Source organism: Nocardiopsis sp. NPDC055879 (genome assembly GCF_053615935.1).
On the sequence record NZ_JBSHCT010000010.1, the window covers coordinates 14,379 to 34,626 of the forward strand.

Annotated in this window: 20 protein-coding genes; 13 read left to right on the forward strand and 7 right to left on the reverse strand. The window is 69.4% G+C overall.

What is annotated here, in order from left to right; genetic code table 11:
- Positions 1–50 precede the first annotated feature (50 nt).
- The 7 genes from ACWGKS_RS13500 to ACWGKS_RS13530 all read left to right on the forward strand — a co-directional run bounded on the left by ACWGKS_RS13500 (position 51) and on the right by ACWGKS_RS13530 (position 6,762).
- A complete protein-coding gene (locus ACWGKS_RS13500; RefSeq protein WP_358515514.1) occupies positions 51–884 on the forward strand; it encodes a class I SAM-dependent methyltransferase in 834 nt (277 codons plus the stop codon).
- A gap of 502 nt (positions 885–1,386) precedes the next feature.
- Entirely contained in the window at positions 1,387–2,877 is a 1,491-nt protein-coding gene (locus ACWGKS_RS13505; RefSeq protein ID WP_452522745.1) for an ATP-binding protein, read from the forward strand.
- Positions 2,877–3,287, forward strand: coding sequence for a roadblock/LC7 domain-containing protein (locus ACWGKS_RS13510; RefSeq protein WP_358516045.1), 411 nt, complete (start codon positions 2,877–2,879; stop codon positions 3,285–3,287). Before ACWGKS_RS13505 ends, ACWGKS_RS13510 begins: the two co-directional genes overlap by 1 nt.
- Positions 3,287–3,652, forward strand: a complete 366-nt coding sequence (locus ACWGKS_RS13515; protein ID WP_358516049.1) for a DUF742 domain-containing protein — start codon at positions 3,287–3,289, stop codon at positions 3,650–3,652. Before ACWGKS_RS13510 ends, ACWGKS_RS13515 begins: the two co-directional genes overlap by 1 nt.
- Complete coding sequence (locus tag ACWGKS_RS13520; RefSeq protein WP_358516043.1) at positions 3,624–4,232, forward strand: GTP-binding protein; 609 nt, start codon at positions 3,624–3,626, stop codon at positions 4,230–4,232. The genes ACWGKS_RS13515 and ACWGKS_RS13520 overlap by 29 nt, the downstream gene beginning before the upstream one ends.
- Positions 4,229–5,527 carry a cytochrome P450 family protein gene (locus tag ACWGKS_RS13525; RefSeq protein WP_358516041.1) on the forward strand — a complete coding sequence of 433 codons (1,299 nt, stop codon included), beginning with the start codon at positions 4,229–4,231 and terminating at the stop codon, positions 5,525–5,527. Before ACWGKS_RS13520 ends, ACWGKS_RS13525 begins: the two co-directional genes overlap by 4 nt.
- A complete protein-coding gene (locus ACWGKS_RS13530; protein WP_358516039.1) occupies positions 5,518–6,762 on the forward strand; it encodes a cytochrome P450 in 1,245 nt (414 codons plus the stop codon). Before ACWGKS_RS13525 ends, ACWGKS_RS13530 begins: the two co-directional genes overlap by 10 nt.
- 94 nt (positions 6,763–6,856) lie before the next feature.
- Here the strand turns inward: ACWGKS_RS13530 and ACWGKS_RS13535 are convergent, their stop codons facing one another.
- Complete coding sequence (locus tag ACWGKS_RS13535; RefSeq protein ID WP_358516037.1) at positions 6,857–7,051, reverse strand: DUF1918 domain-containing protein; 195 nt, start codon at positions 7,049–7,051, stop codon at positions 6,857–6,859.
- Between the two features lie 45 nt (positions 7,052–7,096).
- Between ACWGKS_RS13535 and ACWGKS_RS13540 the strand changes: the two genes are divergently transcribed.
- Positions 7,097–7,297, forward strand: coding sequence for a hypothetical protein (locus ACWGKS_RS13540; protein WP_358516035.1), 201 nt, complete (start codon positions 7,097–7,099; stop codon positions 7,295–7,297).
- A gap of 25 nt (positions 7,298–7,322) precedes the next feature.
- Here ACWGKS_RS13540 and fdhA read toward each other — a convergent pair whose 3' ends face one another.
- Entirely contained in the window at positions 7,323–8,543 is a 1,221-nt protein-coding gene (gene fdhA, locus ACWGKS_RS13545; RefSeq protein WP_358516033.1) for a formaldehyde dehydrogenase, glutathione-independent, read from the reverse strand.
- Positions 8,544–8,710: 167 nt separating this feature from the next.
- On the opposite strand from fdhA, the gene ACWGKS_RS13550 reads away from it, so the two are divergent.
- From ACWGKS_RS13550 to ACWGKS_RS13565, 4 genes are all read left to right on the forward strand, one after another.
- Entirely contained in the window at positions 8,711–9,289 is a 579-nt protein-coding gene (locus tag ACWGKS_RS13550) for an acyl-CoA-like ligand-binding transcription factor (protein ID WP_358516029.1), read from the forward strand.
- A gap of 502 nt (positions 9,290–9,791) precedes the next feature.
- Positions 9,792–10,454: a leucine efflux protein LeuE gene (gene leuE / locus ACWGKS_RS13555; RefSeq protein WP_358516026.1), complete on the forward strand. Its 663-nt coding sequence runs from the start codon at positions 9,792–9,794 to the stop codon at positions 10,452–10,454.
- A 101-nt stretch (positions 10,455–10,555) separates the two neighbouring features.
- Entirely contained in the window at positions 10,556–11,476 is a 921-nt protein-coding gene (locus ACWGKS_RS13560; RefSeq protein ID WP_358516024.1) for an ATP-binding cassette domain-containing protein, read from the forward strand.
- Positions 11,473–12,294, forward strand: coding sequence for an ABC transporter permease (locus tag ACWGKS_RS13565; protein ID WP_452522750.1), 822 nt, complete (start codon positions 11,473–11,475; stop codon positions 12,292–12,294). The genes ACWGKS_RS13560 and ACWGKS_RS13565 overlap by 4 nt, the downstream gene beginning before the upstream one ends.
- Before the next feature lie 45 nt (positions 12,295–12,339).
- Here the strand turns inward: ACWGKS_RS13565 and ACWGKS_RS13570 are convergent, their stop codons facing one another.
- The 4 genes from ACWGKS_RS13570 to ACWGKS_RS13585 all read right to left on the reverse strand — a co-directional run bounded on the left by ACWGKS_RS13570 (position 12,340) and on the right by ACWGKS_RS13585 (position 16,672).
- Positions 12,340–13,599: an alpha/beta hydrolase family protein gene (locus tag ACWGKS_RS13570; protein ID WP_358515258.1), complete on the reverse strand. Its 1,260-nt coding sequence runs from the start codon at positions 13,597–13,599 to the stop codon at positions 12,340–12,342.
- Between the two features lie 106 nt (positions 13,600–13,705).
- The gene (locus ACWGKS_RS13575) at positions 13,706–14,392 is read right to left on the reverse strand and encodes a response regulator transcription factor (RefSeq protein WP_358515255.1); all 687 of its coding nucleotides are present in this window, start codon (positions 14,390–14,392) and stop codon (positions 13,706–13,708) included.
- Between the two features lie 19 nt (positions 14,393–14,411).
- A complete protein-coding gene (locus tag ACWGKS_RS13580) occupies positions 14,412–16,031 on the reverse strand; it encodes a sensor histidine kinase (protein WP_358515252.1) in 1,620 nt (539 codons plus the stop codon).
- A gap of 56 nt (positions 16,032–16,087) precedes the next feature.
- Positions 16,088–16,672 (reverse strand): TetR/AcrR family transcriptional regulator, encoded by a 585-nt coding sequence (locus ACWGKS_RS13585; protein WP_358515249.1) that lies wholly within the window; start codon positions 16,670–16,672, stop codon positions 16,088–16,090.
- Positions 16,673–16,753: 81 nt separating this feature from the next.
- Here ACWGKS_RS13585 and ACWGKS_RS13590 point away from each other — a divergent pair, with 81 nt between their 5' ends.
- The gene (locus tag ACWGKS_RS13590) at positions 16,754–17,626 is read left to right on the forward strand and encodes an oxidoreductase (protein ID WP_358515246.1); all 873 of its coding nucleotides are present in this window, start codon (positions 16,754–16,756) and stop codon (positions 17,624–17,626) included.
- 54 nt (positions 17,627–17,680) lie between these two features.
- On the opposite strand, the gene ACWGKS_RS13595 is transcribed toward ACWGKS_RS13590, so the two are convergent.
- The gene (locus ACWGKS_RS13595; RefSeq protein ID WP_358515243.1) at positions 17,681–20,203 is read right to left on the reverse strand and encodes a penicillin acylase family protein; all 2,523 of its coding nucleotides are present in this window, start codon (positions 20,201–20,203) and stop codon (positions 17,681–17,683) included.
- Between the last annotated feature and the right edge of the window lie 45 nt (positions 20,204–20,248).

The following is a 20,248-nucleotide window of genomic DNA, read 5'->3' on the forward strand; positions in this document are numbered from 1 at the left end:
GCCGAAACCCATTGGTGTCCGGCCCCAGGCCTTCGTTAGGTTGCTGTCCCATGGACACCTCCACTCCGCGGGACTGGCTCACGACCAATCGTGCCAACTGGGACGAACGCGTCCCCCTGCACGTCGCCAGTGACTTCTACGACCTGGACGGTTTTCGCGCCGGGGACGAGGCACTGCGCGACTTCGAGTTGGCCGAGGTCGGCGACGTCACCGGCAGGTCCCTGCTGCACCTGCAGTGCCACATCGGGCTGGACACGCTCTCCTGGGCGCGGCACGGGGCACGGCGGGTGGTGGGGCTGGACTTCTCCGGACCGGCGGTCGAGGCGGCCCGGGGGATCGCCGCGCAGATCGGGATGTCGCGGGAACGGGCGAGCTTCGTCGAGTCCGACGTGTACGCCGCCGCCGACGTGGTGCCGGAGGAGTCGTACGACATCGTCTACACGGGTGTGGGCGCCCTCTGCTGGCTCCCCGACATCCGGCGGTGGGCCGAGGTCGCCGCCTCGCTGGTGGCACCCGGCGGATTCCTGTACCTGGCCGAGTTCCACCCGATCACGGACGTGCTCGACGACGAGACCGGAACGAAGGTCGTCCACGACTACTTCGCGCGCGAGGCCAAGGTGTACGAGGCCACAGGGACGTACGCGGACCTGGAGGCCCGTACCGAGAACAACCGTGCCGTCGAGTGGCAGCACCCGATCGGGGACGTGGTGTCGGCACTGGCGGCCGAGGGACTGCGACTGGAGTTCCTGCACGAACACGACGTGTCGCTCTTCCCACGGTTCGGCTCCTTCCAGCGCGACGACAAGGGTTACCACCGCTTCCCTGAGAGTTCACCGAGAATTCCCCTGATGTACTCCCTGCGTGCGAGCAAACCCGCGCGTTAGGGGACCGGTGTCGCAAGGGCCCGGAGTGGGTGCAAGATCGACAAAAGGGCCTATTGGTACCGGGTTCGGGGGTTCGGGAGAAGAATTTTCAGGAACTTCCCGCACACGCGGGAACGGGTTGGAAACGCTGTGAACTGTGCGAACGCCGGGGGTCTCTAGGTAAGTGGGGGACCGAACCCTCTCCTATTGGGTTGTTTCGCTTCCCGAGTGCTCCGGTTGATGGCAAAATGACCAGCTGAGGGAGCCTCCCGGCCGGATTCGTCCATGGACCGCCGTGCCCGCAGTCTTCCTCTCGAACCCCGCTGACACCAACCTGGGTCGGCCCTCGCGGCGAGTCCGCACACCCACGGCGGATCTCCCATCGCGAAGACCTCCTGGAATCCCCCGCAGTCCGTGCACGACGGCTGAACCACGAACCTTCTTCACCCGCATCCCCGGACCAACTCTCTGTGTCCTTCGACGTCCCTTCCCCGGCCCGTTCTCGAAGTGAATCGACCAAGGCATGCTGCTGACAGACACAGCGGTTCCAGTGGAGTCCGCCCCCACACAGATCTGGCTGTGGGTACTGGCGGCGAGCACGATCGTGCTCCTGGCCGCGATGGTTTACACGACCCTGCGACTGCGGGAGGCCCGGCGAAGCGCGACCGAATCGGCGCGCCGTGACGCCGGGTTGATCGAAGAGGCCCGGGCCGCGGCGGCCCGCGCCGAGGCCCGGGCCGACCGACTTCAGTCGGCACTGGCCCAACGCGACCGCACCGCCCGCACCGTGACCGAGGACCTGTTCCCACAGGTGACGCGGCGAATCCGAGAAGGAGCCTCGACCGACACCGTCCTCGCCGAGGTCGACTCCGCGGACGGCCCCGACCCCGCCACCAGACCACTGGTGGAGGCGGTCACCCGTTCGCTCTGGCGTGGGCACCAACAGCGCCGAAGACTCCTCAGCGTGGTCAAGGGCTGTGCCGACCGCGCCCGCGCCGGTGTCGCACAGCTGCGCGCCGACGTGCAACAACGCAGCGCACCCTATTGGAAGTCCCTCGACTCCACCGGGGCCAGTGAGCGGATGCGTGAGGACTTCATGGTCGTGGAGGCCGGTCTCTCCCGCCTGGAGATGCTCATCCAGCGCCTGCTCACCGTGGCCGAGGCCGACCGGATCGGCCGCAACTGGACCCAACCCCTGCGCGTCGAACGACTGGTCCGCGCGGCGGTCGGCAGTGTCCCCGACTACGCCCGCGTGCAGATGAACATGCCCACCACCCCGGTGGTGGTCGAGGGCCGCGCCGTCAACTCGATCATCCAGATCATGGCCGAACTGATCGACAACGCCACCGCCTTCTCCGCACCCTCCGAGGCCGTCGTGGTGCACTTCGAGAACACCGCCATGCGGCTCGGCGTGCACATCGACGACAGCGGTCTGGCCATGACCGAGGAACAGTTGGCCGAGGTGCGTCGTCGCCTCGACCCGAAACGGCCCCCGGACATCTCCGAGCTCTCCGCCAACCAGTTGGGTCTGCTGGTGGTCCGTCGGGCCGCCGACCCCCTGGGCATTCGGGTCGACATCTCCCCGTCGCCCCGCGGCGGCACCCGTGCGACCGTGTGGATCCCGCGCAATGGGCTCCTGCGCACCGACGACGCCGCCGTGTCCGTGGTCCCTCCGGCTCCCGCGGTGTCCTCCTCCGCTCCGACGGTGCCGGTCCAGGCCCCCGCGGAGCCGGTCGCCGACCCCGCCGCCACCGAACCGCTCTCCACCCTCCCGACCCGTGGTTACCAGGCCCCGGTCGAGCCTTCCGCCGAGCCCTCTTCGGAACCTTCCGCCGAGCGTCCCCGGCAACTGCCCCGGCGGCGTCGCGGAGCCACCCTCCCCGACGAGGCGGCCGCCCCCAAGACCGTCGAGCCACCCCGGGACCGGGTGGCGACCAGCCTTCGGATCGCCCAGTGGCACGCCCACACACGGCCGACACCGAACCCTGCCGCCGAGAATCGTGAGGACTCCTGATGCTGACCAACCTGACCTGGCTCATGGACAAGCTGCGCGAGCTTCCCGGAGTGCGTCACGTGCTCCTGCTGTCCACCGACGGTCTGGTCCGTTCGGCCGACAGCACTTTGGGCAGAGACGAGGCCGATGGCCTGGCCGCCTCCGCCTGTGGGCTTTTGGCCACGGGTGGTCAGGTCAACTCCGTGTTCGGCATCACCGACCCGGTCCGCACCGTCGCGGTGGATCTGGATCCCCACCACCTGCTGGTGATGGGGGCCGGCTCGGGGTCGGCGCTGGCCGTGCTCACCGACCTGACGAGCCCCTCCTCCGACCTGGGCGTGGTCGCCACGGAGATGGGCCGACTGGTCGAGCGCCTGCCGGAGCAGCTCGCCACGCCGAGCAGGCACGGTGGCGAGGCGGGTCTGTCGTGATGGATCCCGACGTTCCCGATGGCCTGTTCATGGTGGTCGGTGGGCGCAGCGGTACCACTCTGAGGCTGGATCCCTTCGCACTGGTGGTCACCGAACGCTCCGACACGGCAGGCCTGTCCCTCGAACAGGCCGACATCGTGCGGATATGCGACCGGCCGATCGCCCCCGCCGAGCTCGGTGCGCGGCTGGGGATCCCGTTGGGCGCGGTCACCATCCTGCTGGCCGACCTCGTCGATCGCGGGCACATCGTGATCCGTTCCGCCGGTGGAGCCGCAGACCGGTCCACTTCGGCGTTCGCCTCCCCGGCCGACGACCGTCAACTCTTGGAGAAACTGCGTGTTGGGCTCATCAACCTCCCCCTATGAACCCCTGGCGCCGTCCGCCGCGATCTCGATGAAGATCCTCGTCACCGGCGGTTTCGGGGTGGGAAAGACCACGATGGTGGGTGCGATCAGCGAGATCAAGCCGCTGACCACCGAAGCCGAGATGACCCAGGCCGGGGCAGGTGTGGACGAGGGCCTGGAACTGCGCCCGGACAAGACGACCACCACGGTCGCCTTCGACTTCGGTCGGATCAGCATCGACGACCAGATCGTGCTGTACCTGTTCGGCGCCCCCGGACAGAAGCGGTTCCACGCGCTCTGGGAACGGCTCTGCCAGGGCGCGGTGGGCGCGATCGTGCTCGTCGACACCCGTGACGTGGAGGGTTCGTTCGCCGCGCTCGACCGGGTCGAACGAGCGGGCCTGCCCTACCTGGTGGTCCACAATCCCTTCGCGGACGAGGCCGAGGAGTGGAGTCTGGAGGAGATCCGGACCAGCCTGGACATCGACCCGGGTACGCCGCTCGTGCGCTGCGACGCTCGCGACCCCCAACAGGTTCGCACGGCCCTCGCCGAACTGGTCGTGCACCGTCAGCAGATCCTGGAACAGGAGCCGGCCCGATGACCGAAGCGAACACCGAGATCGAACACCCGCGCCTGCCGCCGCTTCCGGAGACGCACCGGAACGCGTTGAGCCTGCTCGATGAGCGGTACCAGCGGGACTCGCCCGGACTGTTCGCCGAGATGCGTCGGCGTCACGGACCCGTGGTCCCCGTCCTGATGGCCTGGGACGTGCCGGCCTGGCTGGTGGTCGGTTACTCGGAGCTGCTCCAGGTGACCTCCGACTCCGACCTGTTCGCCCGGTCCTACACCCGGTGGAACATGGGGGAGTACCTGCCACCCGAATGGCCGATGTGGCCGCTGGTCGGTGGCGGTTTCGCCACGAAGTCGATGCTCTACACCGAGGGTGCGGAGCATCGGCGTCGTTCGGCGGTGCTGAGCGACGGGTTCGCCCGCATCGACCAGTGGGAGTTCGAGGAGTTCTGCCGCAGGTCCTCGCAACGACTGATCGAGGAGTTCGCCCAGGAGGGCGAGGCCGAGTTGATCCTCGCCTACGCGCAACGGTTGCCGGTCATGGCCCTGGGGTGGGCGGTCGGCGCCCCGGAGGAGTTCCACGATGACCTGGTCACCGGTTTCCTCCAGCTCATGGGGGCGGTCGGCGGAGACCCCAACGAGGGGATGCGCAAGGTTCAGGCCGTCACCGACGAACTGGCCGACCGCGCCATGCGCGAACCCGGTCCCCATATCGCCGCACACCTGGCGCACAGCGGGCTGGGGCTGACCCGGGAACAGCTCAGCGCGGACATCTTCGTGTCCATCATCGCCGGTCACCAGACCAGTGCGAACTGGATCGGCAACACCATCAGGCTGATGTTGACCGACCAGACGCACACCAACGCGCTCACGCGTGGTCGTCGTTCGGTGACCGACGCGGCCCGTGACGTCCTCAAGGACGACAGCCCCACGCAGATCTTCGCCGGCCGTTGGGCGGTTCGTACGACCCAGTTGGCGGGTACGACGATCCAGAGCGGTGATCTGGTGCTGCTCGGCTTGGCGGCCACCCACCAGGATCCGCTGTTCCGTCCGCCCGGCCAGGAACGCCACCACAGCCGGGCCTACCTGTCCTTTTCACACGGCCCCCACGGCTGCCCCCACGCGGCCCGAACCCTGTCCGAGATCATCACGGTCACCGGCATCGAAACCCTTCTCACCCACCTCCCCGATCTGCATCTGGCCGTCCCCGCCGACCAGTTGCGCTGGCAGCCCCAGGTCCTGATCCGGGCCCTGGAATCGCTGCCGGTCCGTTTCACCCCGCCTGTCACCTCAGCTGATCCCCTAGGAGACTCTCTGTGGCTCTGAGCCTGTCCAGACCGGTCCACCAGCTCGATCCCCTCAGCCCCGACCTGCACGAAGACGCCGTGAAGATGCGCGAGCACGGCCCCATCGTGCCGATCGCACTTCCCGGCGGCGTCCCCATGTGGGGCGTCGCCGGCGACGCAGCAGGGCGCAACCTCCTCAAGGACAACGTCCGCTTCACCAAGGACCCCGGGTACTGGAGGGCCCTCAACGAGGGGGAGATCCCCGATGACTGGCCGCTGATCAGCATCGCGGCGCCCTCCGGGCACTCGGTCGTGAACACCGACGGCGCCGATCACCGGAAGCTGCGCCGTCCCCTGGCGCAGGCGTTGACGGCCCGCCGGGTCGAGGCGTTGACCCCCCTGGTCACCTCCCTGGTGGAGCGCCTCGTGGGCGAGATGGAGAAGGCGGCGGACGAGGCCGAGGACGGGGTGATCGACTTCCGGGGGCGGTTCGCCTGGCCGCTGCCGATGGGCGTGATCGGTTACCTGCTCGGAGTGGACGAGGCCGACCACGACGAACTGGGTCGGCTGTACAACGCCCTGTTCGACGACACGGTGAGCGAGGGGCGAAGCGCCGAACTGAGCCTGCACGCCTGGTTGGACGCCCACGTGGCCAAGCTCGAACGCGAGCCCGGCGACGACCTGGTCAGCGCCATGTTGGCACTGCCGGAGGAGGACCGCCTTCCCCGCGAGGACCTGGTCGTGACCCTGTACGTGGTGCTGGCGGCCGGTCACGAGACCACCACCCACCTGCTGCTCAACGCCGTGCACGCGCTCAGCGCCCGCCCCGAGCAGCTCCGTCTCCTGCTCTCGGGCGAGGTGCCCTGGGAGAACGCGGTGGAGGAGACCATGCGCTGGGACTCGCCCACCGCGAACTTCTTCACCCGCTTCGCCACCGAGGACGTGGACGGGGCGGACATCCACCCGGCCGCGGCGGGGGTGAAGATCGCCAAGGGCGATCCGGTGTTCGTCTCCTACATCTCGATGGGGCGTGACCCCGAGCGCTTCGGTCCCACCGCCGGTGAGTTCGACATCCAGCGTGAGGGCGCGGCCCACAGCAACTTCGGGTACGGCGCGCACTTCTGTATCGGCGCGCCCCTGGCCCGTATGGAGGCGGGTATCGCCCTGAAGACGATCTTCGCCCGCTGGCCCGAGCTGTCGGTGGTCGGTGACGTGCCGCGCTCACCCACGATCGTGGTCAACTCGCGAACCCACCTGAACGTGCGCCTGAAATAACACGCGCCTGAAGTAGGGCCGGTTCGGTCGGACCGCCGGTCCGTCGTGGTCGATGACCATCGACGAGCCCGGCGGCCCACCCCGGGTGGTACGGTCAGTCCTCCGGCTCCCGTGGACGGACCACGGTCTCCGGGCCCGGGTAGATGACCCGTTCCTCGCCGTCGGCGAACCGCACCAGGTAGGGCGGGCCGTTGCCGGCCCCGCGCACCTCGATGATCTCCGCCTCCCGCTCGCCTCGGGAACTGGCGACACCGTGCGTGTGCAGATGGTCCCCGACCGTCGCTCGCATGGTTCCTCCCGTAACGATGATTCGGTTGAGCCCTAGGATGTCCGGGTGAACAAGGTCCTCCCCGTCATCGCCTTCGTCGTCTTCGTGCTCGTCTTCGTCGTCACGAGGACCCCCGTCCGGAACTTCCTGGAATCGTGGGTGGCCCTCGAAGGTGTCGTCCTCGGTCTGGCCTCGATGGTCGCCTCGGCGGCGTTGGCCGCTCTGGTCGCGGGTGCCATCCTGTACGTGAGTCGGCTCCTCGAATGATGGCCGAACGGTCCGCGACGAGCGTTCACCCGGTGCCGAGGTAGCCGTTCGGGTCGAGCACGTACTTGCTCGCGGCCCCCTGGTCGAAGGACCGGTAGCCCTCCGGGGCCTCCTCCAACGAGATCGCCACCGCGTTGACCGCCTTCGCGATCTGCACGCGGTCGTTGAGGATCGCCATCATCAGTTGCCGGTGGTACTTCATCACCGGGCATTGGCCCGTGAAGAAGGCGTGCGACTTCGACCAGCCCAGCCCGAAGCGGATCGACAGCGAACCCACCTTGGCGGCCTCGTCCGACGCGCCCGGGTCACCGGTCACGTACAGACCCGGGATGCCGATGGAACCGCCGGCCTTGGTGACGTCCATGGCGTCGTTCAGGACGCTCGCGGGCGCCTCCTCACCGGCCTTGTCCCCGCTTCCATGGGCCTCGAAGCCGACCGCGTCCACCGCGCAGTCCACCTGCGGTGCGCCCAGGACCTGTTCGATGAGGTCGCCGGGATCGCCCTCGGAGATGTCGATGGTCTCGCAGCCGAACCCGCGCGCCTGGGCCAGACGCTCCTTCTTGGAGTCGCCGACGATCACCACCGCCGCGCCCAAGAGCTGTGCGGAGGCCGCCGCGGCGAGACCGACCGGTCCGGCGCCCGCGATGTACACGGTCGACCCCACGGTGACCCCGGCGGTCACACAACCGTGGAAGCCGGTGGGGAAGATGTCGGAGAGCATCGTCAGGTCGAGCATCTTCTCCATGGCCTGGTCCCTGTCGGGGAACCTCAGCAGGTTCCAGTCCGCGTAGGGAACCAGCGCGTACTGCGCCTGGCCACCGACCCATCCGCCCATGTCGACGTAGCCGTAGGCCGACCCCGGGCGGTCGGGGTTGACGTTCAGGCAGATCTCGGTGCGCCTGGCCTTGCAGTTCACACATCGTCCACAGGAGATGTTGAACGGTACCGAGACCAGGTCGCCGACCTTGACGAACTCGACGTCGGGTCCGGTCTCGACCACCTCTCCGGTGATCTCGTGTCCCAGCACCATCCCTTCCGGGGCGGTGGTGCGGCCCCGGACCATGTGCTGGTCGCTGCCGCAGATGTTGGTCGCCACGACCTTCAGGATCGCCCCGTGGGGGATCTTGCGCCCCACGTTCGCGGGGTTCACGCCCGGGCCGTCCTTGAGCTCGAACTCCGGGTAGGCGATGTCCCGCACCTCGACCCGCCCGGAGCCTTGGTAGACCACTCCTCTGTTGCCGGTCATCTTCCCTTCCACCTCTCTGCCGCCACGCGGCGAGGACCAACGTTCGTGGCACGCCCTCGTGTTCGGAGGGCGTGCCTGAGTCGTTTCCTGTGGCGGGGGTGACTAACCGGGCCGGAAGGTTCATTAACCCGATGAGGATCCCGGCCCGGTCGCGTCATGATGTGGTCATGGGGTTGCGAGAACAGAAGAAGGCCGCCACACGCGCGGAGATCGGCCGCCAAGCGTCGCGGCTCATCCGGGAACACGGGTACGAGGCCACCACGACCGAACAGATCGCCGCTGCCGCGAACGTCTCGCCGAGCACGTTCTTCCGGTACTTCCCCGGAAAGGCGGAGACGGTCCTGGGCGAGGACGTCTTGCCGTGGGTGTTCGCCCGTTTCAGGGACCAACCCGAGGGACACTCGCCGACGGAGGCCTTCAGGGCAGGGATCCGTGAGGTCTACGGCGGGATGGACGAGACCGAACGGGAACAAGACCGCGAGCGGCGACGTCTCCTGTTCTCCGTTCCCGAACTGCGCGCGACGCTGATGGACCGGTACGCGACCGGAATCGAGGAACTGTGCGACGCCGCCGCGGACCGCACCGGCCGCGACCGGAACGAACCACGGGTCCGGGTCTGGGCCGGGGCGATCATCGGAACCCTGGCCTCGGTGTCCGCCGGCCTGGAGGAGGAAACCGAGGGGGCCGACCTCGCGGCCCGACTAGACGAGGCCATCGGTCTGCTGCGGGAGGGCCTCCCGCTCTGAGCGCCGGAGACGGGCCCCGGGCGGGTACCGGACCACGGCGCCGAGACCCAGGTCGTCGCGGGGCCCACGCGAGCCTAGAGCTTTCCGAGCCGGGTGATCCACGGGTTTTTCGGGGCCTTTGTGCCCGGTGTGACGAAAGTGGCCAAAGGCTTCGGGAGAAGAAAACGACGATGGCCGAATGCGGTGGCCGAATTCGGCCAATGGTCGTCCGAAACGAGGAATTCCGTATTCCTGTGCGTAGCATCTCTTCCCCACGGGAAACCGGACCTCAAGGCAAGGCCCCTTCCCGTGGTGGGCCGATCGGGCCACGCGCGGACCGGTCGGTGCGCACGGGCAGGGAAGACTGCCCGCGTGGGTGTGTACGGGCGCACCCGTGGCGAAGGGTGTCCGGCGGGGTGTGGGCCCGGCCGGACACCATTCCCACGGCGAAGGTTCGGTGAGTGGGGCTCGCCACCCGGAACAGCCCTGGTGGTGTCCGACGGCCGGATGAAACACTTTCACCATGCTCGGTATCACCGACCTGCCCACCTACCTGGCAGGGCTCATCCTCATCGTGCTCCTCCCCGGGCCCAATTCGATCTACGTGCTCTCCGTCGCCGCGCGCAGTGGGACAAGGGCCGGGTACACGGCCGCCGCCGGGGTCTTCACCGGAGACGCCGTGCTGATGATCCTCGCCGCCGCGGGCGCCGCCACGTTGTTGCAGACCAACCCGGTGGTCTTCGCGGTCATCAAGTTCGCGGGCGCCGCCTACCTGGTGTGGATGGCGATCGGGATGCTGCGCACCGCGCACGCCATGTGGACCTCAAGGCACCGGCGCGCCGAGGAACAGCGCGCCGCCGACGCCGCGCCCACCCCGGTCAAGGGGGAGCATCCCTACCGCCGCGCCCTGGTGGTCTCGCTGTTCAACCCGAAGGTGATCCTGTTCCTGATCTCCTTCTTCGTGCAGTTCGTCGACCCGACCTACGCCTATCCGGCGCTGTCCTTCCTGGTCCTGGGCCTGCTGATGCAGCTGGTCAGCTTCGTGTACCTGTCCGCCCTGATCTTCAGCGGCACCCGCATCTCCGCGGCCTTCGGACGGCGCAGGCGCCTCTCCGCGGGCGCGACCTCCGCGGCGGGCGCGCTGTTCCTCGGGTTCGCCGTGAAGCTCTCCCTGAGCACCGCCTGAGCACAAGTGGGTAGACGGGGGCCGACGAAATGGCGATGTGGCGGTACCCCTCGCGTTCCTAGCGTGGTTCTCCCAACGGACGACCACGAAGGGATCCCACCGTGCTCACAGCACGCGATCTCAGCAAACGCTACGGGCCGCGAACCGCCGTTGACGCCCTGAGCGTCACCGTCGAGCCCGGACGGGTGACCGGGTTCCTCGGCCCCAACGGTGCCGGGAAGTCCACCACCATGCGCATGTTCCTGGGACTGACCCGACCCACGTCCGGGTGCGCCCTGGTGGACGGCCATCGTTACGAGGACCTGAGGTGGCCCGCCCGTGAGGTGGGCGCGCTCCTGGACGTGAGCGCCGCCCACCCCGGTCGCACCGCCCGCGCCCACCTGAGGGCCAAGGCCCACGTGTGCGGACTTCCCCGCCGGCGGGTGGATGAGGTCCTGGACGAGGTCGGGTTGACCGGGGCCGCCGACCGCAGGGTCGCCGACTACTCGCTCGGGATGCGGCAGCGGTTGGGGATCGCCGACGCGCTGCTCGCCGACCCCGGTGTGCTGCTCTTCGACGAACCCGTCAACGGCCTGGACCTGGACGGGGTGCGCTGGATGCGCGAACTCACCCGCCGGCTCGCGGACGAGGGCCGGACCGTGCTGGTCTCCAGCCACCTGATGAGCGAGATGGAACAGGTCGCCGACCGGCTGCTGGTGGTGGGCCGCGGCCGGTTGGTGGCCGACGCCTCCCTCGACGAGGCGATCGCCACCTGGTCGCGTACCCATGTGGTGGTCCACTCCTTCGGGGACACCCGCCTGCCGGCGCGGTTGGCGCGGGAGGGCAGGGTCGAGGACCTCGGCGACGGGGCCCTGCGCGTGTTCGGGGTGCCGGTGGAACGGGTCGGCGACCTCGCGCATGAGGTCGGGGCGCGAGTGCATGGTCTGTGGACGGAACGCGCGTCGCTCGAACAGGCCTATCTGGAACTGACCGGCGCCGACGTCGAGTACACGGCCGGTGCCGGAGAGGAGGTGCGCTCATGAGGCCGGTGAGAGGGGAGACCTCGACGCCACGGTCGTCCCGGTGGCGGTCGCTGCGCCGGGAGGTCGCGGCCGAGTGGGTCCGCCGCTCCTCCCTACGCTCCACGTGGTGGTGCCTGGTGGCGGCGGTGGTCGGGATGACCGTGTTCGCGGGACTGATGGGCTGGTCCCAGCTCTCCAGGGCCCTGGAGAACCCCATTTCCGGTGACGGGGTGGAGTTCGCCCAACTCACCTCACAGGGCTACTTCTACCTGGTGCAGTTCACCGTGTTGGTCCTGGCGGCGCTGGCCGCCACCGACGAGTTCGGCAACCGGAGCATCGTGGGGACCTTGACGTGGAACCCCGACCGGGCCGTGGTGCTCACCGCCCGCGTCCTGGTCACCGCGGCGTTGGCGTTCGGCACGGCGATCGTCGCCGGGCTGGCCGGGATGGGGATCCTCGCGGTGCTGCTGGCCTCGCACGTGACCTTCCCACTCGGGGACGTGCTCGCCACCGTTTTCGGCGCCGGGGTGTGCATGGCGCTGTTCGCCGCCCTGTTCGTCGGGATCGGGACCGTCCTGCGGGGGACCGCGAGCACCGTCCTGGTCGGGTTCCTGCTGTTGTTGGGGTTGCCGATGGTGATGCAGCTGTCGGGGATCGACCTGGTCGACGACCTGGCCGCGCTCACCCCGGGCCTGGCCGGGGTCGAGTTCTACGCCGCCGGTGACGTCGGTTTCTACACCGCGCCCTTCGACGGGCCGATCAACGTGACCGTGGTGGTGGGCTGGACCGTGGCCGCGCTCTTGGCCGCCTGGTCCGAACTGCGGGCACGCGATGTGTGAGTCACCGGGCGCGGTCGGCACGGGGGCGGGCCGCGCCCGGTGAGCTCAGTCGATGACCTCCATCTCCGGGAACTCCGGAGACGGCCCGGACAGGAGCGGTTCCTCCGTTCCGCGCAGGTGGGCGTCGAAGAAGGCGAGCAGATAGGCCCGCTGGGCGGCGATCGAGGTCTCGGGATCGATCGGTCCGATGCTTTCGAGCCGGTCCTCCCAGGACCGCCCGGACAGTCCGTGCTCGGCTTCCAAAGCCGGCAACGCCCACTGGTCGTCGCTGTAGGAGTTGTGCTCGCCGTCGGCCATGTGGACCTCGAAGTAGGGGCCGGTCGAGGCGGAGCGGAACAGTTCGAGGTCGCGGTGGTGCCGGCTGTGGTGCGGTAGGTCCGCCCCGGACAGCCCGGCGCCGAAGTACGCGAACGGGCGCTCCACCCCGCGGGTGGTCACGTCCGCCCACGCCTCGTCGCTCACGTGGTAGGCCATGCTCCCGTCCAGGTTCGCGCCGGCGGCGACCCGATCGTCCACCAGCATGACCTCCCCGGTGGTCAGCCCGCCCGCGGAGTGCCCGAACATGCCCACCGTGTCGGTGTCCGCGGCCTCGGCCAGGTACGGGGGCAGGAGGGCGCCCTCCTCCAGGGCGTCGAGCACGAAGCGCGTGTCCAGGGTCCGCGTGTCGATCGCCTCCCGGTAGGTGGGGGTCTCCCGGTCCGGGTAGCTGTTCCGCAGCACCCGGCCGTCTGGCAGGTCGACCGCGATGGACTCGTAGGGGTGGTCCATGGCCACCACCAGATACCCGTGCGAGGCGAGTTCCTCCAGGTTGGCGGCGTTCGTGTACCGCGACCCACCGAACCCGTGCGAGTACAGCACGACGGGCATGTCCTCCGTCTCCTCGGCGACCGGAGCGTCCTGGAGGGCGTTGGCGGTGGAGGAGGCGGCGTCGACGGCACCGCGCGGTACCCCGGCGCCGTACAGGGAGCCGGACAGCGCGTCGGCCACGGAGGGGGATACGTAGGGCGCCGGCTCGGCGGAAGGGGTGGCCCGGGCCGGGTACCAGAGCCCGATCATGAGGTCGCGTTCGGTCTCACCCTCCACCCATGGGTGCCCCCGAGAGGTGTCGACCAGGTGGGCCTCGGTGCGCCCTACGGCGTGTGGGCCGGTCGGTTCTGGAGGAGAGAGCACCAGTGGATCCCCGGTCGTGACGGCCGAGTGGGCGGCGGGCACGCAGAAGGACGTCACCAGGACCAGGGCGGCGGCGGAGTGGACGAACGCGCGTCGGGACGCGGATGGGTGCGGAGATGGATTCGTGTCGACCATGTCCGCATCCTGCGACGCGCGCACCCTCGGGCACATCGCCTGAGCGACACCGTCCGACTAGTCACTAAGGGGTAGACACGGGTTCCGCCGGGGCGTCGAGGACCCGTCAGGCCGGGTCGACCAGTCCGGCCTCGTGCGCCAGCACCGCGGCCTGCACTCGGTTGCGCAGGTCCAGGCGAGCGAGGATCGACCGCACGTGCACCTTGGCGGTACCCGGCGCGATCGTCAACCGGCGAGCCACCTCGTCGTTGGAACAACCCTCGCCCAGCAACGCCAGCACATCGCGCTCTCGGTCGGTCAACGCGGCGACGCGCTCCCGGGCGGACACGGCACGCGACAGCCGGCCGCCGCCCGCCCCCAGTTCGTCGATGACCCGCCGGGCGACCTCGGGCGACAGGTAGGCGCCACCGTCCACCACCGCGCGCACCCCGGACACCAACTCGTGCGGGTCGCCCGACTTGAGCACGAACCCGGTGGCGCCCCTGGACAGCGCCCGTGCGATGTAGGCGTCCTCGGAGAAGGTGGTGAGGATGACCACGGACGTCCCCGGGTGCTCGGCGGTGATCGTCTCGGTGGCGGCGAGCCCGTCGGTGCCGGGCATCTGCACGTCCAACAGGGCCACGTCCGGGGCCAGCTCGGCGACCAGGGACACCGCCTCGGCGCCGTCGGCGGCCTCGCCCACCACCTCGAACCCGGGAACGGTCGCCAGGATCGCCCGGATCCCCGCGCGCATCATGGCTTCGTCGTCGGCCAGTACCACCCGGATCGTCGCGTCACCGTTCGTCTCGCTCACCGGGCCAGGGTAGCGGTGGCTACTCGTGCCGTTCGACGTGTTCCTTGGCGATGAGCACCCCGTCGTCGAAGCACAGCCGGTACACGGGCGGCAGCCCGCTCTCGTGTTCCACCAGGTAGAAGCGGCAGTCGTCCGCCTCGGGTGGCGGCGGGGGAGGATGGTCGACCGAGCGTGCCGGGTACTCGAACCGGGGCGACACCTCCTCGACGCTCTCCACGGTGTCTCCCACGGACAGACGTTCGTAGCTCGACGGTGGTAGCACCGAGTTCTCGCCCAGCCACCACAGTGTCAGGAAACCGAACCCGATCAGGCCGGTGGTCAGAGCCACCGGCACGATCAGGGCGGTGCGAAGGCTTCGTCGGGCCCGTTCGTCGGCCTCTGAACGCAACCGGTCCGTCTGCGAGGCGGGTTCGTCCGAAACGATGTCCTCGGGCCGCTCCGGGACGAGCGCCCGCACCTCGAAGCCGCCCTGTTCCCCGGGACCCGCGGTGATCTCGCCACCGTGCTCCTCCACCAGGGCACGTAGCCCCGCCAACCCGCCGGCGTCCTCGCCGGTGCGCGCGGGAAGAATCGGGGTCTCCACCGGTCCGGTGTCGGTGACCGTCACCCGGACGGCGTCCTCTCCCCGGACCACGCGCACCGACACCTCGCCGCCGGGCGCGTACTTGGCGGCGTTGGTCAGGCCCTCCCGCACCACTCGGTGAACCGTGCGGCCCATCACGGAACCGGCCTCCGGGTCGGGCCCCTCTCGTAGCAGGCGCACCGAGAGCCCGGCGTCCGAGGCGTGTTCCACCAGCGCCGAGATCCCCTCCTCGGGTTCCGCGGAATCCCGGTCGGAGTCCTCACGCAGCACTCCGATGACCTCGCGCAGCCGAAGGTTGGCCTCGTGCGCCGCCTCTCGTAGCTCCGAGGCGGCCTCCCGCCGCTCCGGGTCGTCCTGGGCGGACATCTCCAGGGCCGCCGCGCGCACCGCGATCAGCGCCAGGTCATGGCCCAGGGAGTCGTGCATGCGGGAGGCGATGCGGGTACGTTCGCGCAGGCGGGCGCGGTCGGCCTCGGCCGCGCGGGTGCGCTCCATCCGTTCGGCCAGTGCCCAGGCGCCCCGGGTCGCGTTCAGGCGTCGCCGCTGGTATCGGGCGAACAGCCAGGGGGCCACCAACGCCAGCACCAGGGCCAGCGCGCCGCCGGTCCAGTCCACCAGCGACGACAGGTAGGCCCGGGTGTCGAGTCCGAACACCGCCGCGGCGGCAGCGTTCACCGTGAACGTGACCGCCGCGGCCAGGATCGCGGGTGCCACCACCGGACCGGGGCGATCCGAGCGCAGGCCGTACCGATAGGACAGGACGGCCACCACCAGCACGGGCACGAACAGGTAGAGCGTGGTGAACAACCCCAGCCCCGTCGAAACCGTCTGCGCGGTGGCGTAGGCGGTCGCGACCGCGAGGGAGACCGAGGGAGACCGGCGGAACGATCCGACCGCGATCGCCACCACGGCCAGCGCGACCGTGCTCTCGGCGAACCCGGACCGACCCTCGTCCCCCGAGAGCTCGGCCACGGCGAGTCCACCGAGGACCGCCCAGAGCAGGAGGTCGACGGCGGGCGCGAACCCGCGCCGGTGTGAGACCGCCGATGCGTTCATGGTGACCAGGCTACGAGGGATCCGCCTGTTGGAAGGTGGGGGTTCCGATCGGTGGGTCAGCGCGGGGCGAGGCCTTGGAGGAGGTGGTGGACGACCTGCGGGAGGACCCCGTCGAACTTCTCCTCGGAGTGGTCGGCGGTCAGGGACGCGAAACCGTGCAGGGTGGAGACGACGGTGTAGGCGATCGACTGCGGGTCGCCCTGGACGATCTCGCCGGCGTGCTGACCCTGGACGATCGGGGCGAGCACGACGTCGAGCAGCTCTTCGATGGCGGTGATGAGCCGATCGGCGACGTCGCTGTCGTGCTTGCGGGAGTACATCAGGTCCAGCAGGGCGCCGTTGGCCCGGGTGAAGTCCACGTAGGCCAGGGCCAGGGCGAGGACACGGGTCTCGGCGTCGGCGTCCCCGACGTCCGCGCGTCGCAGGGCGGCCTTGAGCCGCTGGAAACCGCTGAGCGCGAGGGCGTCCAACAGCGCCCCCTTGTCCTTGAAGTGCCGGCCGGGGGCGGCATGGCTCACGCCCGCCTCACGGGCGAGTTCGCGAAGGGAGATCGCGGCGGGTCCGCGGTCGGCCAGGGTGCGTTCCGCACCGGCCAGGAGTACGGCGCGCAGGTCTCCGTGGTGGTAGGGACGTTCGGCCATGTTCACCAGCATAGAGGGATGTTGACGGCGTCATCATGGCGGCCGTGGACAGCCTTCCGGCGGTGGATCTACGGTGTGGGGATGAGCGAGAAGAACGTCCACCTGCCCGATCTCGGTGGCAGGACCGCTGTCGTCACGGGGGCCAACAGCGGCCTCGGTCTGGAGACCGCGAAGGTCCTGGCCGGGCGCGGGGCCCGTGTGATCCTGGCCGTCCGCGACACCGCCAAGGGGGACGAGGCCGCTCGGGCGATCCCCGGTGAGACCGAGGTTCGTCGGCTCGACCTCGCCGACCTCTCCTCGGTGCGCGCCTTCGCCGAGGACTGGAAGGGCGACCTCCACCTGCTGGTCAACAACGCCGGGGTCATGGCCATCCCCAGGTCCAGCACCGTGGACGGTTTCGAGACCCAGTTCGGCGTCAACCACCTGGGCCACTTCGCCCTCACCAACCTGCTCCTGGAACACGTCACCGGGCGCGTGGTCACCGTGTCCTCCGGGTTGCACGCCACCGCGCGCGGGATCCACTTCGAGGACGTGAACTTCGAGAAGGGATACACCCCCTATCGGGCGTACGGTCAGTCGAAGCTGGCCAACCTGCTCTTCACCCTGGAGCTGCAGCGCAGACTGGAGGAGGTGGGGTCCTCGGTACTGGCGACCGCGGCCCACCCCGGCTACGCGGCCACCAACCTTCAGGGGCGCACCGAGAAGGCGCTGGAGGACCGGTTCATGCGGGTGCTGAACAAGGTCATCGCGCAGAGTGCCTCGGCCGGTGCCCTGCCGACGATCTACGCCGCCACCCAGGACGTGCCAGGGGCGGCCTACGCCGGCCCCACCGGGATGTTCGGCGCCGGCGCGCCCGGCCTGGTCCGTCGTAGCGGACCCGCCCAGGACACCGACGCCGCCCGCCGGTTGTGGAAGCTGTCCGAGGAGTGGACCGGCACCTCGTTCCCGCTGTGAGCCCACGCGTGGGGGCGGGGACCACGAGGTCCCCGCCCCGATCCCGGATGGTTCCTATGGGGTGAGGGTGAGCTCGTCCGTGCTCGCCTCGCGCACGGCCTCCTCCGTCACCGCCCACGGCAGTGACGTTCCCTCGGACCATGGTTCCAACTGATCGTCGTAGTTGGGGTGGAAGGCGTGCCCCGAGTTGCCGGTCAGGTGGATCCAGGTGGAGGAGTCCCGGTCGGACAGGTCGACGACCATCCGCATGGACGGGACCGTGGTGATGCCGTACCCCTCGGCCGGGTTCCACCCGGTCGCGTTGACGATGCTCGAACCCCCCGGGCTCTCCACCGGGCCGCGGTTGAACAGCCACTCCACCGGGCCGATCCCCGAGCTGCCGAACGACTCGTGCGTGGCCGTGAGGGTGTGCAGATCGCCCCAGCGCCAGGCGGCGGGATCGTCGCCGAGCAGTTCGGTGAGTTCCTCGGCGGCCTCGTCCATGGCGGCGGCCAGTACCTCGTCACGGCCGCTGACCTCCCGGCCCTCCCACCATGGGGAGTCGGGGTCCTCCAACAGCCCGGTCACCACGTACATGCCGCGCGAGTTGCTGTTCATGTCCATCTCGCCCAACTCGTCGAAGAGCAGGGGGAGCAGGTGACGCCAGGTCGCGTTGTAGAAGGCCGCGCCCGCGGAGTCGGGTTCGTTGAAGTGGTCCCAGTCCGCCAGTTCGTCCTGTGCCTCGGCGGTGGTTCCGTCCACGTCCACGTCCAGGAGGTGGGGCGTGATGTCGACGGCGGCGCCGTGGTGGGAGTCCATCAGGACGCGTTCCATGTCCTCGATGGTCACCGGGCCGTCGGCGACCGCCTCCGCCAGCAGGTCGTTGATCCGCTGACTGCGGTAGCCGTAGTCCCAGTCGGTGGTGAGGAAGTGTTCGTAGTCCTCGTCGACCACCGACTGGTTGGCGGTGACGATGATCCCCGACTCGGGGTTGAGCACGCTGGGCAGCTCGTCGAAGGGAAGGTACTCCTCCTCCCAGTCGTAGTCGGAGTCCCAGCCGGGGGCGGGCCAACGGCCGTCGCCCTTGCCGCGCACCGGCACCAGACCGGGGGACTGGTAGCCGATGTTGCCCTCGTCGTCCGCGTAGACGAGGTTCTGCGCCGGTACCTCGAACTGTGCTGCGGCGCTTCGGAAGTCGTCCCAGTCACGTGCGCGGTTCAGGGCGAAGATGGAGTCGGCGGTGGTTCCCGGCTGGAGGGCGGTCCACCGCATGGAGACCGCGTAGGGGGAGTCGTCGCCCTCGGAGGGGGTCGCACCGATCTCGCGCAGGTTCCCGCCGGCGGCGGTCGTGGACAGGATCGGGCCGTGGTGTGTGGAGCGGATGGTGATGTCCATGTCCTCACCGCCGGAGACCTCGATGGTGTCCTCGATGATCTCCAGGGGGCGTTCCTCGCCGTCCACGATGTAGTTGTCGCCCTCGACCTGTTCCAGGTACAGGTCCATGACGTCCGGGTTGAGGTTGGTGAAGCCCCACGCGATCGACTCGTTCTGGCCGATGACCACGCCGGGCAGCCCGGAGAAGCTGAACCCGCTGACGTCGAAGGGGCACTCCTTGGACAGTTCCGTGCAGTGCAGGCCCATCTGGTACCAGGTGGACGGCATGGAGGCGCCCAGGTGGGGGTCGTTGGTCAGCAGGGGAGCGCCGGTGTCGGTGTGCTCCCCGGAGACCACCCAGGAGTTGGAACCCATGTCGGGGCTGTCCGAGGGGCCGAGGAGGTCGGGCACGGCGTCATGGACGGCGGGCAGACCTTCGAGGGCGTCCAAGGCCTCTTCGGGGAGTTCTGGACCCCGGGACAGGTCGGCCTCCGGCTCGGTGCCGTTGTGCTCTTCGGTGTCGGTGATGGGTGCGTGTCGCTCGGTCGGGTACTCCGGGTAGAGCTCCTCGATCCGTTCCCGGTCGAGGCCGTTGGAGAGCAGCAGGGCGCGGTCGGTCTCCTCCTGGAGGTTGCCGCCCAGGTCCCAGGCCATGGCCTTGAGCCAGGCGAGGCTGTCGGTGGGGGTCCAGGGCTCGACGGTGTAGTCGTCGGCGGTGATGCCCAGGAGTCCGTACTCCAGGCTCGCGGAAAGCCCTTCGTTGTCCTCGATCCAGGCGTTCACCCCGGCGGCGTAGGCGTCCAGGTACCCCTGCGTCTCCTCGGAGAGCAGGTCGTACTCCTGCTCGGCGACGCGGCGCCAGCCCATGGTGCGCAGGTAGACGTCGGTCTCGACCTGGTCCGGGCCGAACAGTTCGGCGGTGCGGCCCGCGGTGACGTGACGGCGGAAGTCCATCTCCCAGAAGCGGTCCTGGGCGTGGGTGAACCCCTGGGCGACGAAGAGGTCATCGGAGTTGTCGGCGTATACGTGCGCGACCCCGTGTTCGTCCCGCAGGACGTTCACCGGCGCGTTCAGTTCCGGCAGGGAGAGTTCCCCATCGGTGGTGGGGAAGGAGCTGCGCACCGCCCACACGCCGAGGAGAGCGGTGATCAGGGCGAGCGACGCGACGACCGCGACAAACCCCAAAACGACACGAAGAAGGACACGCTTACGCAATACACCCATGGCGGAACCCTAGAGTGTCCCGGCTCACGTGCTCTAGGTCTCATG